Consider the following 13616-nt stretch of genomic DNA (forward strand, 5'->3'; position numbering starts at 1 on the left):
TGTATAACTTTTTTCTAACAGAAATTTTCCCTGCTGTTTCCTGTTCACGTTTTTCCGGATCGAATTCTGTTTCTTTTCTTCCAGTATTTTCTTGTGCTATTTTCATTTTTTCTCTTGAACATTCGTTCGATTTATGTTACACTTTCTTTATCGAACAGTTGTTCTTTTTGTAAAATACCTGTTATCTTATTGTTTTACTTTTATTCGTATTCATTTGGACATAGAAAGGAATTTTTCTGCCATGCAGTTATCATCACAAACACTTTCTCTCTCCGAGAAGCTGAATCTTCTCGCTGACGCGGCCAAATACGACGTTGCGTGCACTTCCAGCGGTGTGAACCGTGCCGGAAAACAGGGACATCTCGGCAATTCGGTCTCCTGCGGTATCTGCCACAGCTTTTCTTCCGACGGACGCTGTATCTCTCTGTTGAAAATTCTGCAGAGCAACGACTGTATCTACGACTGTAAATACTGTGTCAACCGCGCCGGGAATGACCGGCAGCGCGCCACGTTTACACCGGAGGAGGTCTGTACACTCGTCACGGAATTTTATCGCCGAAACTATATTGAGGGACTCTTTTTAAGTTCCGCCGTCTGCAAAAATCCTGCCCATACGATGGAGCTCATGTACCGCACTCTGCATCTTTTACGTAATCGTTACCGCTTTAACGGCTACATCCACGTCAAAGCTATCCCGGGTGCACCCGCCGAGCTGATCGAAAAGACCGGCTATCTCGCCGACCGCATGAGCGTCAATCTGGAACTCCCGACCGGAGAAGGGCTGCAGAAACTGGCCCCGCAGAAGACACAGAAAGCGATTTTAAAACCCATGCGCCAGATCCAGTCCGGTATTGTAGATTACCGGCTGACCGCAGGGAAAAGTGCTTTTTTAGAGCGTTCCTCGGGAAACCGCTATCTCTCCCACTCCATTTTCGATACACGAAAACAGATTTCCGCCTCCGCTGCCGATCTGGGCTGGATCTCTTCTTCCTCCGCGCGGTCGCTGCCGGAAAAGGAACGCTCTGCTCCCTTCGTTCCTGCCGGCCAGAGCACGCAGATGATCATCGGTGCGACAAAGGAAAACGATTACCAGCTTCTCTCCACCTCACAGCTTCTCTACCAGCAGTATGACCTGAAGCGCGTCTTTTACTCCGCCTACATTCCGGTCAACGAGGATTCCGCCCTGCCCTCACGTGAAACCAAGCCGCCGCTTCTTCGGGAACACCGCCTTTATCAGGCAGACTGGCTGCTCCGCTTCTACGGTTTTCAGGCGGATGAACTGCTCGATGAAGCCCACCCGAACTTCCATGCACAGCTCGACCCGAAATGCGACTGGGCACTGCGCCATATGGAGCTGTTTCCGGTGGAGATCAACACGGCTGAGTATGCCGACCTTCTGCGCGTTCCCGGCATCGGGCCGAAATCGGCCATGCGGATTGTAAAGAGCCGCAGAAGCTCCCATCTTTCCTTTGAGCACCTGAAAAAGATCGGTGTGGTGCTGAAACGCGCCAAATATTTTATCACCTGCGAGGGAAAAATGATGTATCACATGCGGCTGGAACAGCAGTTTCTGACCCGGCAGCTCACGGGAGAGGAAGCCGCCTCCAACTGGGAGGTTTCCCATCCGGAACAGTATCAGCAGCTTTCTCTGTTTGATGCTGCCGTACCTGGGCATATATAATCCCGGGCGTTCTTTTCATGGAAAAGCCTTTTTGCTGTATCTGCGCTTTTTTGCAGAAGGCTGTTGTCTGTATCAATTGATTTCAGAAAGGATTTTATTATGACTGTTTACACCTGCAGCCCGGATCTTGCGTCGATCCTGACCTGCATCTATGAAGCCTGGAATTCCCGTGTCGGCTACCGCAATGTACGGCTGATGACGGAACCAGTCGGCAATCTGGAGCTGTTCTGCGATTACTGCCATGTTGAGCCGGACACAGAAAAAGCCGCCAGCGTCACGCGATCCATTCAAAAGAAGATCGGCGCAGCAGCCTGGCGGCTCGTCTATCTCTGTGCAATGTCCGAGAGAAGCGACGCTCCCGACATCATTTATCGTTTTCTGCTCTACGGCTTTTCCTATGGAAAGGATACTCTGCATATGCTGCAGGAACCGGCGGTATTCCACGCTTTTGAAGTTTCCCGTCAGGTCACAAATGAAGCGCATTTGTTCCGGGAATTTATCCGTTTTGCAAATATTTCCTCCGGTTTTCCGATCCTGGTCTCGCATATTTCCCCGAAAGCTAATGTGCTGACCCTGGTCGCTCCCCATTTTTCTGACCGGCTCCCCTCAGAAAACTGGATGATTCTCGATGATAACCGGCAGCTTGCCGTCGTGCATCCCGCTGACCGGCCCTTTTATCTGACCCGTCTTTCTCCGGGTGAAATAGAACGCCTTTCCCTCACGGAATCCACTTCGGATCCTTACGAAGAACTCTGGAAAGGATTTTTCACCGCAATTGCCATCAAAGAGCGTTCCAATCCCGACTGTCAGCGTACGCATCTGCCGCTCCACTACCAGAATCATATGCCGGAATTTAAAAATCTTTAGAGTCTTAGAATTTTTCCAGCTGTTCCATGTTCAGCACAAACACAGTACAGCCTCCTGTCTGGGTATCAATCGGAACAGAGTAATTTCCGCCCGGGCAGAAGTTTCCGCTTTCCATCGGGGTGGCCGCATAGGTAACTGTTTTCCGAAGCCCTGCTTCCTGTTTTAAGATCGCAAGCACAGCGTCGAGCTTATGATCATCGGTTCCGATCAGCAGTGTTGTGTTCTTCTCCTTCAGGAAACCGCCGGTCGTGGCAAGCTCCGTCACAAAAAAGCCTTTTTTGTTCAACTCGGCAATGGTGTCTGCCTCGTCCTCTTTCCGTAATACAGCAACAATTAACTTCATACAAATTCCTCCTCGCATCCTCCGGTCAAACGGATTCTGATTTTTGAAAAGTCAGCTGCTTATGCCGTATGGCACATTGCATTTTTCTGTTTTCACAGTAAAAATAGCATAATATCACGGAAAAAGAAAGTCTTTTTTTACTTTTTCACTTCAAATCCGTATGACACGGTTCCATTTTCGAATACCGCGTCCACTTCGTAGATGTAGCCGGCCTCGGCTCCCGGAATGCTCCAGCTCTCCGCATGCTCCACAGAAACGCTTTCTCCCTCCGGGTAACCATTGCCAAAGTTCTGCCCCCGGTCTTCGGCCGGCCATCTTTCTGCTGTGACAGAATCCGGCTCCTCCGAGAAGACAAGCTCCAGATCGGTTTTTCCTTCGTCATTTTCTATATTCAGATCACTCAGTTCCGTCCATTCCAGAATGAACGCACTGTCCGCAACGACGTTCTGACCATTGCCGTCCTCATCAACATAAGACCAGGTATAACCTCCCTGTGTTGCCATAGCTGTCACCTGGGCATTTGGCTGTGTGTAGCACAGATTCAGAAACGGAATTTCCGATGGATCCTTTTCCGGCAGAATCTGGGAAAGTTCCTCATCGAATTTTTCTGCATCCGCCTCCGTACCGCCGCTGATTCTCATAATACGGCTGATACCCGGATATTGTCCCGGATAGGAGTTCAGCATAATACCGTCGCCCTCCACTTGAAGAAAATCTCCTTTTTTGATCTCGGACGGATCAATGGCATTTCCATTTTCATCGTAAAGTGTGTCGGACGGTGTATGTGTCACATAGATGTTTCCGTGTTCCAGATCTCCCAGGTACCATAACCCGGAATCTTCTGCAAGAAATACGGCTTTCTGTACTTCTTCTGCCCTATTGCTGTCCTCTGCAGCACTTTCTGTATCTGCATTCAGATTTCGGTCCCGTTCCGTTTTCATATAGATTCCGCCTCCAATCAGCACGGCGGCAACTACAACACCGGTCACTCCAAAAATAACTGCGTTTTCTTTTTTCATAAGCGTATTCTTCCTTTCCTGTTGTTTTCCCGTTTTTTTTACACGACTTGTTTTATCTTTCTGCAAGACATGCAAGAAACTGCTCCCCGTATTTTTCAAACTTGCTCTCGCCGACCCCGGAAACAGCCAGCATTTCCTCTTTATTTGACGGTCTCTCTACCGCCATCTGGATCAGTGTTTTATCCGAAAAGATAATATACGGAGGCACTTTATGCTCCTTTGCAAGCTCCATCCGAAGTGCCCGCAGTTTTTCGAATACCACGGCCTCCTCGTTGGAAAGCTCCTTTGCCGCTGCCGAGGTTTTTGTCTTTGTCTTCTCTTTTGCGGCTTTCGGAATCCGTTTTTCTTCTTTTGCCATCTTCATCAGCATCGTGCCGTCCTCATCCAGCAGCTCCGCCGCTTTTGGCAACAGGCGCACAATGCTGTATGTGTCGGCCGTTACATAGAGATATTCCCGAACCTGCAGTTCATTTAAGATCTGCCGCAGCCGGTAGACCGGCTCTTTTGCCAGTTCCCCGTAATGGGAGTTTTCATCCATGCGGTACTGGCGGATTTTCGCGGTATTCGCACCGTGCAGGGTATCGAGAATCACCGTCGTGCCGTACCGCTGACGGCATTCCCGCACACAGCCAAGGATTGCCTTTGCCGTCGCTGTCGCATCCACCGTTTCAAATTCCGAGAGGCAGCTGGAACAGTTTCCACAGTAATTGGAACCGTATTCCCCGAAATACCGCAGGATATAATCTCTGAGACACTCATGGGTGAAACAGTAAAACGTCATTTTCTTCAGCCGTTCCTCCTCCCGCTGACGGATCAGCGCTGTCGTCTCGGGATCCTCACTCTCCTGCGCCATGTTTTCGATAAAAAACTGGTTTGTGATCACATCCTGTCCCGCGTACAGCAGAATGCATTCCGCCGGAAGGCCATCCCGTCCCGCACGGCCGGCCTCCTGGTAATAGCTTTCCATATTTTTCGGCATATTATAATGGATGACGTACCGCACATTCGATTTATCGATTCCCATACCAAAAGCGTTTGTCGCTACCATGATCTGCTTCCGGTCATAAATAAAATCTTCCTGGTTTTCCTGCCGTTCCAGGTCAGAAAGACCCGCATGGTATCTTGTGACAGAATATCCTTTCTGCTCGAGTTTCTCACAGACCTCCTCCACATTTTTTCTGGTCAGACAGTAAATAATTCCGCAGTCCGCCTCGTGCTCTGCAAGGAATGATTCCACGGCTGCGAATTTATCTTTCGGCTGCTGTACCGTAAATTTCAGATTTTTCCGGTCAAAGCCTGTGACCAGACGTACCGGATCACGCAAAGACAGCAGTGCTTCGATATCATCCCGTACCTCTTTTGTTGCCGTTGCCGTAAAGGCACCGATCACCGGCCGTGCGGGAAGCTGCTCGACAAACTCTGTGATTTTCAGGTAGCTTGGGCGGAAATCCTGACCCCACTGGGAAATACAGTGTGCCTCATCAACACTAATCATCGAAATTTCCATCGACTGCACCGCGCACAAAAATTCCGGTGTCAGAAGGCGTTCCGGGGCGACATAAATAATCTTGTACCGGCCCTCCATGGCAAAGCCGAGTGCCTTCCGGTACTGCGCCGCACTTAAGGAGCTGTTCAGAAACGCAGCGTGAATCCCCGCCTGGTTCAGGGTCGATACCTGATCCTTCATCAGAGAAATCAACGGTGATACCACCAGGGTAATTCCTGGCAGCAGAAGCGCCGGAATCTGATAACACAGCGATTTTCCTGCTCCGGTCGGCATAATGCCGAGCACGTCCTGTCCGTTCAGAAGCGCATCCACCAGCATCTCCTGCCCCTCTCGGAAGGAATCGTAACCGAAGTACTTTTTTAAAACCTCATATTTTGTCATCTTGTTTTTCTCTGCCCTTTCCATCCACTCTACCTCCATTGTGACATAGATTGCAGGTAAAGTCAAACAGATGTGTGCCGCATGTTTTCTTTCATCCATACATATATTGTCTCAAAAAGTCCTGGAGGGGGATTTTATGCGTTCTCTTTCACCCCTTTCCCGCCGGATCCTGAAAAAAGCCGGTATCGCCGCCGCTTTTTTCTGCTCCGCTTTTCTTTTTGGCTCTGTTCTGTCCCACTTTACCTGCCGTGCGCTCCGAAAGGCAGCCCCAGTTTTTCTCTCTGCTGCGCCGGAGACACCTGTTTCTTCCGTTTCGATGCCCGTCCTCTCCTCTGCTGCCGAAAACTGGGGGCTCTCCTTCCCGGAAAAAGGGAAGACTCCCGTCGGCAATGCTACATCCGAAGAGCTTGCCGCCTACAACGCCTGGTTTGCCGCTTCACCGGAAGAAAACATCATCTATCTGACGTTTGACTGCGGCTATGAAAACGGCAACACCCCGGCGATCCTTGACGCACTCCAGAAGCATCAGGCACCCGCAGCGTTCTTTGTCGTCGGCAATTTTCTCTCCGACCAGCCGGATCTTGTCAAACGCATGGCGGCAGAAGGCCATATCGTCGGAAACCACACCTGGTCGCACCCGGATATGTCCAAAATCTCCACGCAGGAAGCCTTCTCCGAAGAACTGAACCGAGTCTCCACTCTTTATCAGGAGACCACCGGCCAGGAAATGGTGAAATTTTACCGCCCGCCGCAGGGAAAATACAGCACACAGAACCTGCAGATGGCAAAGGACCTCGGATACCATACGTTTTTCTGGAGTCTCGCCTATGTAGACTGGTACCAGGATCAGCAGCCAACCCACGAGGAGGCTTTCGAAAAGCTGACCGGACGCATTCATCCCGGCGCCATCGTTCTGCTTCATAACACCTCCTCAACCAACGCGGAGATTCTCGATGAGCTGCTGACAAAGTGGGAAGAAATGGGCTATTCTTTTGGCTCTCTGAACCAGCTCACCGTGAAATCTGCCTGAATACGTTTTCTCATGTTCCTCCCCTGCCTCCGTTTTTCCTCTGTTCCGACTTTTTTATGCTGCTCTCAAACCTGACTGCCCCTTCTTTTACTGTTTTCCAGAGCCGCAGCACACAAATCAGGTTCGGCACCGCCATGCAGGCATTGGCAAGCTCTGCAAAGTTCCAGACGATTTCTGCCACACAGACACATCCTGCTGATGCTGCAAAGCAGAAGAAAACACGGTAAACCATTCCGAAACTCTCCTTTTTCACCAGCCAGACAAACGCCTGCTCCCCCTGGTAGGCCCAGCCCGCCATCGTTGCAAACGCGAACAGCAGAATCCCGATCGTAACAAGATAACCTCCCGCCGGTCCGAACACACTTTCAAATGCCCGGATTACCATCGCCGCGCCATCCGCTTTTTCCGCTTCCGCTGCCCGCTCTGCCGCCCCGGTCACTCCGACGGCAAGACCGGTCACAAGGCAGATTACCATGGTATCAACAAACACACCGGTCATACTGATATATCCCTGCCGCACCGGATCGTCCGTCTGCGCCGCAGCGGCACTGATTCCGCCTGCTCCCAGCCCCGCTTCATTGGAAAACACACCGCGGGAAACCCCATACCGCAGAGCCGGCGGCAGCAGGGCAATTCCGGCTCCCACTGCGCCTCCCGATGCCGCCCGGAAAGAAAATGCATTCTGCACCATCTCGGACAGCGTTCGCGGAAGCTCGCCACCATGCAGACAGATCACAATTCCTGCCCCGCACAGATAAAAGAGCGCCATCCCCGGTACCAGCACCTCCGCCGCTTTTGCAATGGAACGCAGTCCGCCTGTCACAACGAGCAGCAGAAGAATCGTCAGTACCAGTGCACTTTTTTCTCTTTCCACGCCAAAGGTATCCTGCATCGCCAGCGCAATCGAGTTCGCCTGCGTCATATTTCCCATTCCGAGCGATACTAGAACGGCACTCCCGGAAAAAAATACAGCCAGCACCTTTGCCAGTTTTTCCTCTGGAAAGGCTCTCGTCAGCGTTACCATCGGACCACCGCAGTAGGTCCCGTCTTTCTTTTGCATCCGGTACTTCACAGAAAGAAAGCTCTCCGAAAATTTCAGTGCAAGTCCTATCACCGCTGCCAGCATCATCCACACCAGTGCTCCCGGACCGCCAAGTGCCATCGCCGAGGCAACGCCCACGATATTGCCTGTCCCGATCTCTGCTGCCAGTTCCGTCATCAACGATGCGAACGGCGAAACACCTGCTTCTGTTGGTTCCCCGGTGCGCCTCGCTCTGCGGCCAAACGCTGTCCGAAGTGCAAAAACCAGACGGCGAACCGGCAGCGCACGAAGCTGGATCATCAGAAAAATGCCTGTCCCAAGCAGCAGAAAAAGAAGCGGCGGCCCCCAGGCGATTTCATTCGCCTTTTTTAGAAATGCATGGATTTTTTCCAGATTGTCTGCACTCATTTTCCTTCCCCGTACATCACAACGTTTTCTTTGCACTTTATGCAGAGCTGTGCAAAAAAAGAACCCGACAGCGGCCTGCAGCCCCGTCCGGTTCTTTCTGTGTTCATCCTATTTTACTGTATTCTGCTTTCGCCCGTTCTCAGGATTCCTGCTCTTTTAAATCGTCCGCCACCAGAACGCCCGCTTTGAAGCCCATCAGCATCATCTCGAGCATTTCCGCATCGTAATTGCGGTATTTCAAGTAATAAAACAGAGAATCCAGATAGTTCAAGAAGCCCTTTTTCGTTTCCGGGCTTAAAATCACCCGTTTTCCGTCACCCATCAGATACTTTGCAATGCGGGAAAAGACAAATTTTTCATTCAGAAATGCCATCGCATCCGATGTCTCATCCTCCACCAGAATCTGGATCGGTTTTCTCCGCAGCAGCCAGTATGTCTCATAAGAGATTACTTTCAGCGAATTGATATGTTTCGCCTGGTGAAAATGTTTCAGGCGGGAAATATCCGTGAAATAGTCCAGCACCGCATGGCTTAACAGCGATTCACTGATCTGGATTTTCTCGCGAATGCCGAGACTTTTGGCAAATTCTTCGATCTCTTCATAAAAAACGGCATAACGGCTCTGAATCACTTCCTCAGAAAATTCTTCCAGGAGTCCGTCGTAGTTTGTATATATTTTTTCTATTGTATTCATTTTTCCTCCCCGGGCAGATTCAGAATTTCATAACAGAGTTTCGTCCGGACAAAGTCGGTATATTCGGTCATCTCGCGTTTTTCCATCGTTCCATAGCGGATCGGCGAAGTATTTCCCATCAGATGTTTTCGGATTTTTCCGGCTTTGACTGCCGCCATCATATTCTCCGCAGAATTCTCCGCTGCATGGGAGAATCCCATACGGCCCGTGTTTCTTCCATCCATTTTTTATCCTTTCCCATTTCTGAAAAGCAGTTTTATTCTTTCAGTATGCTCCAGACGGCATCATCCATCGTATGAATTTCGTTCAGATCGCGTTTTTCCACCGCTGCCTTGACCTGCGGTTTTAATTCACGCTTGCGCACGATCGTTTCCTTGCTCTGGAACTTCTCATCCGGCACAACCTGGAGACGGCGGTAGAACGATCCCATCTCATCTCCCATGCCCGCCAGACGGTTCAGCAGCTCGGAAAACTCGGTCAGCATGGCGTTTCCCTTGCGCCGCGGATAAAGAATGCTGTGGTCAATCTCTCCCCAGCCCTCCTCGAACAGCGTCTTAATCTGAATTTCAATATAGACGCCGCGGTAAACGACAATGTAATGCACCGCACGGTAATGTTTCCGGTCCAGAATGTTCTCCTCCGGAATCCAGTTCACATAGATGTCGGCGTAATCGCCAAGTCTTGTATGGACTTTCGGCGGCTCTGCCATATAGCCCGACGCATTTTTGTCGTAGTCGCGGCCGTAATCACGGATGTATTTTTCCGGATCGTTTTTAAACCAGTGGGTAATATATTTATGGAAGTTTACCCAGTCCTCCCGATACAGCAAAAGTCCCCGGATTCCGATCAGGTCTGTCACATAACGCATATAGTTTGTCGCATCCATTTTCCGGTATTTTGCATAATTTTCCAGACGCTTGCGCACCAGCTTTTCCACCAGGTGTTCGGTGTCCTTCAGGCGGCTGTGGTACGACTGCAGTCCGATCTCTTTTTCCTTGTCCTGCAGAAATTCTGCCACAAATTCTTTTCGGATCTTTTCCAGCGTCGGCCGGCGCCGTTCATAATCATCCGCAATTTCCAGCAGTTCTTCCCAGGAAATATCTGCTTCTTCAAATTCCTGCGGCAGAATTCCAAATTTCTGCAGAAACTCGTCCTTTGTCAGATACACGTAAATTCCTCGCTCTCTTTGTCAATTCAACGTACAGGTTTCTTTTTTTTCAGAACGCACCCCGGAGAAACCCGGCCCCGCTGCGTTCTGACGCACCGGAGAGATTATAGCACATTCATCCCCGCTTCACAAGTAAAATCTTTATTTAAGAATGCACATTTCCACTTTAATCTTTCTGCCAATTTCTTAAACTTTCCTTAAGCTGTCTTGATGTTTCACCTGCCCCATGGTAAGATAATCGTGACTTGGCAGAATTGTCTGCTGTTTACACTTACATTAAGAGGGAGGTCTTTTTATGTGGACACGAGAGCAACTGAAAACCCGCGGAAAAGCCGCATTTTTACGCAATTACTGGATCTGTGTGGTAGCAGCCCTGATTCTGACGCTGCTGGTCGGAAGCGGTACTTCCAATTCCGGAAATTCCAATAATGGAAATCAGCACAATACGTCCAGTATATCCGGATTTACCATTTCTTCCGATAACCTTAATGTTGCATCTTTTGCTGAAAGATTCACCCCGCTTGGTCCGGTTAAATTTGTTTTTTCTGTTTTCGGTGGTATTGTGCTTCTTATCATCGGACTTGCATTTATTCTCATCGACATTTTTATCCTGGCTCCCTTCGAAGTCGGAGGCGCAAGGTTTTTCATCGAAAACTCAATGGAAAAAGCGGGACTTGGCTATATGCTGTCTGGATTCCAGAATGGCGCCTACGGAAAAACAGTCTGGACTCTGTTTTTGATGAAGCTTTACACTTTCCTCTGGTCGCTGCTTCTTATTATTCCTGGAATTGTAAAATCTTATGAATACCGTATGGTACCGTATCTTTTAGCCGACTGCCCGGATCTTTCCACAGAGGACGCATTTCGGATCAGCCGTGAAATGATGGATGGTGAAAAAATGAATGCCTTCATCCTGGATCTTTCCTTTATCGGATGGAAGATTCTCTCTTCCATCACCTGCGGTCTTGTCGGTCTCTTCTATGCGAATCCGTATGAGTACGCAACCGATGCCGAACTGTTTCTGATTCTGAAACAGAATTACTTCTCTGGCCGCAGTTACAGCAATACGTATCAGACTTACTAAATGGGATCAAAAAATCAGGTGCTTCTCTTTTTGGGAAACACCTGATTTTTTATAATCTCTTACTTTTTCTGTATCTCGTTTAGATATAATCTTTCATTTCAAAATACCGCATCAGAATATCTGCGCAGTTCTCGATGCCAAGATCCGATGTATTCAGGATCATATGATAGTTATTCACATCTCCCCATGTTTTTCCGGTATTCTTGTAATAATACTCGGCACGCTGCTTATCGGTCTCTTCCAGCATCACCTCAGCAGCTTCTCTTGTCAGAGAAAACAACTTCATGATACGATTGATGCGATCCTCTTTGTCCGCGCAAACGTAAATATTAATGACGTTGCTCTTATTTTTCAGAAACTCCGAAGCGCACCGTCCAATAATAATACACGGCTGTTTTGCCAGTTCGCGGATCGCATCCGCCTCAGATTCAAAGGCATTTTCACGCATGCCGTGCTCTACATCGTCCTTATCATATACCGGGATATGCAGTCTCTCGGAAAGTTCTTTTGCAATAATACTCGCCCCTGTGCCAAACCGGCGGCTCATCGTAATAACTAAGTTCATTTGCCACTTCCTCCTTCGCACTTCTCATAACGCAAACAAACGCCTTATGACAAATCAAAAAATTTTTCTTTCGCTGTCTTTCATTATAACAAACCCCCACCGAAAACTCAAGGTTTTTCGACAGGGGTATTGGCGTGCTATGCGATTGTGATTTCTTCTATTTTCTTCTTTCCAAAATGGTTAAACAGCGCGATCACTCTTCCCGTGCAGACCATGGCTACAACAGTGCCGATTCCGATTCCCACCGGTCGTCCTGCACCGATCATTCCGATAGCAAGGGCAAGGACAAGAAGCCGGCTTCCCATCTGTTCAGGTACCGGGAGAACCCGGTCAAAGATGGTAATAAAGGCGCTGGTCAGGTAGCTGGCCGCAACCTGTAAGAGCTGGAACGGTGGAAATTTTCCTTTCAGCAGCACAATCCGCAATACGATAAAGATCAGATACGCCACAAAGACTGCCGTTCCTGTTTCATAGCCAAAAATCTGTGCCACAGCGTACGGAATGGAGATGATGGGCGACACGCCGAGGTTCGTCTTTGTATTCAATGTGATGCCAAGTGCCAGCACAATAATTCCAACCAGATAAAGCGCAATACGCAGCATCTATTTCTTTTGCTTTTCCTGCATGATTTTTCTTCCTCTTCTATTCCTGTTCTTCTTCCAGTACACATCCTTCCGGCGCGTAAGTCTCAAACAGCCAGTCCTCGAGCGCATTCAGGTTATCGTCGGAATGCTCAACCTCGCGTGCGTAACGCCAGGAAAGCTCCTCAACGTCATGCATGGAAAGTGTTTTTCCGTTTTCCAGCCACCGCGCAAGCAGGATTTCCTGGATCCAGCGAACGGAGAAAAGGGCAAGTTCCATTTTGGAACAGACCATATCATCGTAGACGGCACCGCAGAAATAGGTATAGGCGAAGAACATCAGAAGCTGCTCGCCTATGTTTTCCCACTCGGCACGACGGCTGCTTTTCGCTCCAAAGGTGCGGTGGAATTCTTCACAGATGGCCTGGTAAGCAGATTCGCCGTTCTGGTACAGCACTTTTTCTGTACCGTCAAGCACCTCATCCCATTCCGGGCGCAGGCGCTCGAGGCTTCGGAGAACAGCCAGTTCTTTTCTCTGACGTTCCCATACGTGGAATCCCGCAGCGTCCACACCTTTTTGGGCCAGACTTTCCGCCGCGCACTCGCTTAAGGTTCCCTCTTCCAAATGCTTCTCATATTTCCGAAGCAGATCATCAATATCGTATTCCCGCTGTTCTTCCATGCAGATCTGATACTGTTCGGCAAGCTGTTCCGCCGCCCTCATGCGCTCCTGCAGCGGCATCGTACGGTTCTGCAGAATTTTGAACAGAACATCTCTGGTATCTTCCAGCTGCGAGAACATCATGAAATCGAACTCTTCGAAATCATCCTCCTCGTCGGTCTCCTCCGCAAGGAAGCGCACCGGCTCCTGGCAGGACAGAATGATTCGCGCCGCCTCCGGGCAGGAAAGGGACAGGGAAAGCTCCCGCAGTCCCTCATATTCTTCCGTATGTCTCGGGTACAGACGGCACGTATCGCAAAGCGCATCCGGGCCCAGTGCCTTGTAGAGGTCACAGAGATTCTCATCATTTAAAAAAGCACAGCGGCGGTTCTTCTGATAGAAACACTCCTCTTCCCAGTCGATGGAATTGCGCAGACGTTTTCCAAACTCGCCCTGCTCCTTTCCGTACCGCTCCAGAGAATCCTCGTCGATCACAATCTGCCAGCCGGCGCAGCAGGTATCCGGACAATCTCCTGCTGTACATGTAAACTGATCGTAAAAATGTGGTTTCAAATATCTCATGTT

The 13616-nt window shown here is 49.6% G+C and carries 14 protein-coding genes; 4 read left to right on the forward strand and 10 right to left on the reverse strand.

Annotated elements, in window-relative coordinates:
• Window positions 1-241: 241 nt before the first annotated feature.
• Both PGS38_RS14285 and PGS38_RS14290 read left to right on the forward strand, forming a co-directional pair.
• The gene (locus PGS38_RS14285) at window positions 242-1681 is read left to right on the forward strand and encodes a putative DNA modification/repair radical SAM protein (protein ID WP_055265409.1); all 1440 of its coding nucleotides are present in this window, start codon (window positions 242-244) and stop codon (window positions 1679-1681) included.
• Window positions 1682-1780: 99 nt separating this feature from the next.
• The gene (locus tag PGS38_RS14290; protein WP_118640246.1) at window positions 1781-2548 is read left to right on the forward strand and encodes a TIGR03915 family putative DNA repair protein; all 768 of its coding nucleotides are present in this window, start codon (window positions 1781-1783) and stop codon (window positions 2546-2548) included.
• A 4-nt stretch (window positions 2549-2552) separates the two neighbouring features.
• Here the strand turns inward: PGS38_RS14290 and PGS38_RS14295 are convergent, their stop codons facing one another.
• From PGS38_RS14295 to recQ, 3 genes are all read right to left on the reverse strand, one after another.
• Window positions 2553-2891 (reverse strand): cyclic-di-AMP receptor, encoded by a 339-nt coding sequence (locus PGS38_RS14295; protein WP_055227503.1) that lies wholly within the window; start codon window positions 2889-2891, stop codon window positions 2553-2555.
• Between the two features lie 137 nt (window positions 2892-3028).
• Window positions 3029-3910: a hypothetical protein gene (locus PGS38_RS14300; RefSeq protein ID WP_118640245.1), complete on the reverse strand. Its 882-nt coding sequence runs from the start codon at window positions 3908-3910 to the stop codon at window positions 3029-3031.
• A gap of 52 nt (window positions 3911-3962) precedes the next feature.
• Window positions 3963-5798 carry a DNA helicase RecQ gene (gene recQ / locus PGS38_RS14305; RefSeq protein ID WP_118640268.1) on the reverse strand — a complete coding sequence of 612 codons (1836 nt, stop codon included), beginning with the start codon at window positions 5796-5798 and terminating at the stop codon, window positions 3963-3965.
• 136 nt (window positions 5799-5934) lie between these two features.
• On the opposite strand from recQ, the gene PGS38_RS14310 reads away from it, so the two are divergent.
• Window positions 5935-6828 (forward strand): polysaccharide deacetylase family protein, encoded by an 894-nt coding sequence (locus tag PGS38_RS14310; protein WP_243104846.1) that lies wholly within the window; start codon window positions 5935-5937, stop codon window positions 6826-6828.
• A 10-nt stretch (window positions 6829-6838) separates the two neighbouring features.
• Here PGS38_RS14310 and PGS38_RS14315 read toward each other — a convergent pair whose 3' ends face one another.
• The 4 genes from PGS38_RS14315 to PGS38_RS14330 form a co-directional block, all read right to left on the reverse strand.
• Complete coding sequence (locus tag PGS38_RS14315; protein ID WP_118640244.1) at window positions 6839-8278, reverse strand: alanine/glycine:cation symporter family protein; 1440 nt, start codon at window positions 8276-8278, stop codon at window positions 6839-6841.
• A gap of 139 nt (window positions 8279-8417) precedes the next feature.
• Window positions 8418-8972, reverse strand: coding sequence for a hypothetical protein (locus PGS38_RS14320; protein WP_022461914.1), 555 nt, complete (start codon window positions 8970-8972; stop codon window positions 8418-8420).
• On the reverse strand, window positions 8969-9196 hold the full coding sequence (locus tag PGS38_RS14325) for a hypothetical protein (RefSeq protein WP_118640243.1): 228 nt from the start codon (window positions 9194-9196) through the stop codon (window positions 8969-8971). Before PGS38_RS14325 ends, PGS38_RS14320 begins: the two co-directional genes overlap by 4 nt.
• A 32-nt stretch (window positions 9197-9228) precedes the next feature.
• Window positions 9229-10140 carry a RelA/SpoT domain-containing protein gene (locus tag PGS38_RS14330; RefSeq protein ID WP_243104844.1) on the reverse strand — a complete coding sequence of 304 codons (912 nt, stop codon included), beginning with the start codon at window positions 10138-10140 and terminating at the stop codon, window positions 9229-9231.
• Between the two features lie 295 nt (window positions 10141-10435).
• On the opposite strand from PGS38_RS14330, the gene PGS38_RS14335 reads away from it, so the two are divergent.
• On the forward strand, window positions 10436-11224 hold the full coding sequence (locus PGS38_RS14335) for a DUF975 family protein (protein ID WP_118640242.1): 789 nt from the start codon (window positions 10436-10438) through the stop codon (window positions 11222-11224).
• 79 nt (window positions 11225-11303) lie between these two features.
• Here PGS38_RS14335 and PGS38_RS14340 read toward each other — a convergent pair whose 3' ends face one another.
• The 3 genes from PGS38_RS14340 to fliB form a co-directional block, all read right to left on the reverse strand.
• Window positions 11304-11789: a cytidylate kinase-like family protein gene (locus PGS38_RS14340; protein ID WP_118640241.1), complete on the reverse strand. Its 486-nt coding sequence runs from the start codon at window positions 11787-11789 to the stop codon at window positions 11304-11306.
• Between the two features lie 137 nt (window positions 11790-11926).
• The gene (locus PGS38_RS14345) at window positions 11927-12391 is read right to left on the reverse strand and encodes a DUF6198 family protein (RefSeq protein WP_118640240.1); all 465 of its coding nucleotides are present in this window, start codon (window positions 12389-12391) and stop codon (window positions 11927-11929) included.
• A 40-nt stretch (window positions 12392-12431) separates the two neighbouring features.
• Window positions 12432-13613: a flagellin lysine-N-methylase gene (fliB, locus tag PGS38_RS14350; RefSeq protein ID WP_118640239.1), complete on the reverse strand. Its 1182-nt coding sequence runs from the start codon at window positions 13611-13613 to the stop codon at window positions 12432-12434.
• Window positions 13614-13616 lie beyond the last annotated feature (3 nt).

The organism is Fusicatenibacter saccharivorans (assembly GCF_027667425.1).
GTDB classification, from domain to species: Bacteria; Bacillota; Clostridia; order Lachnospirales; family Lachnospiraceae; genus Fusicatenibacter; species Fusicatenibacter saccharivorans.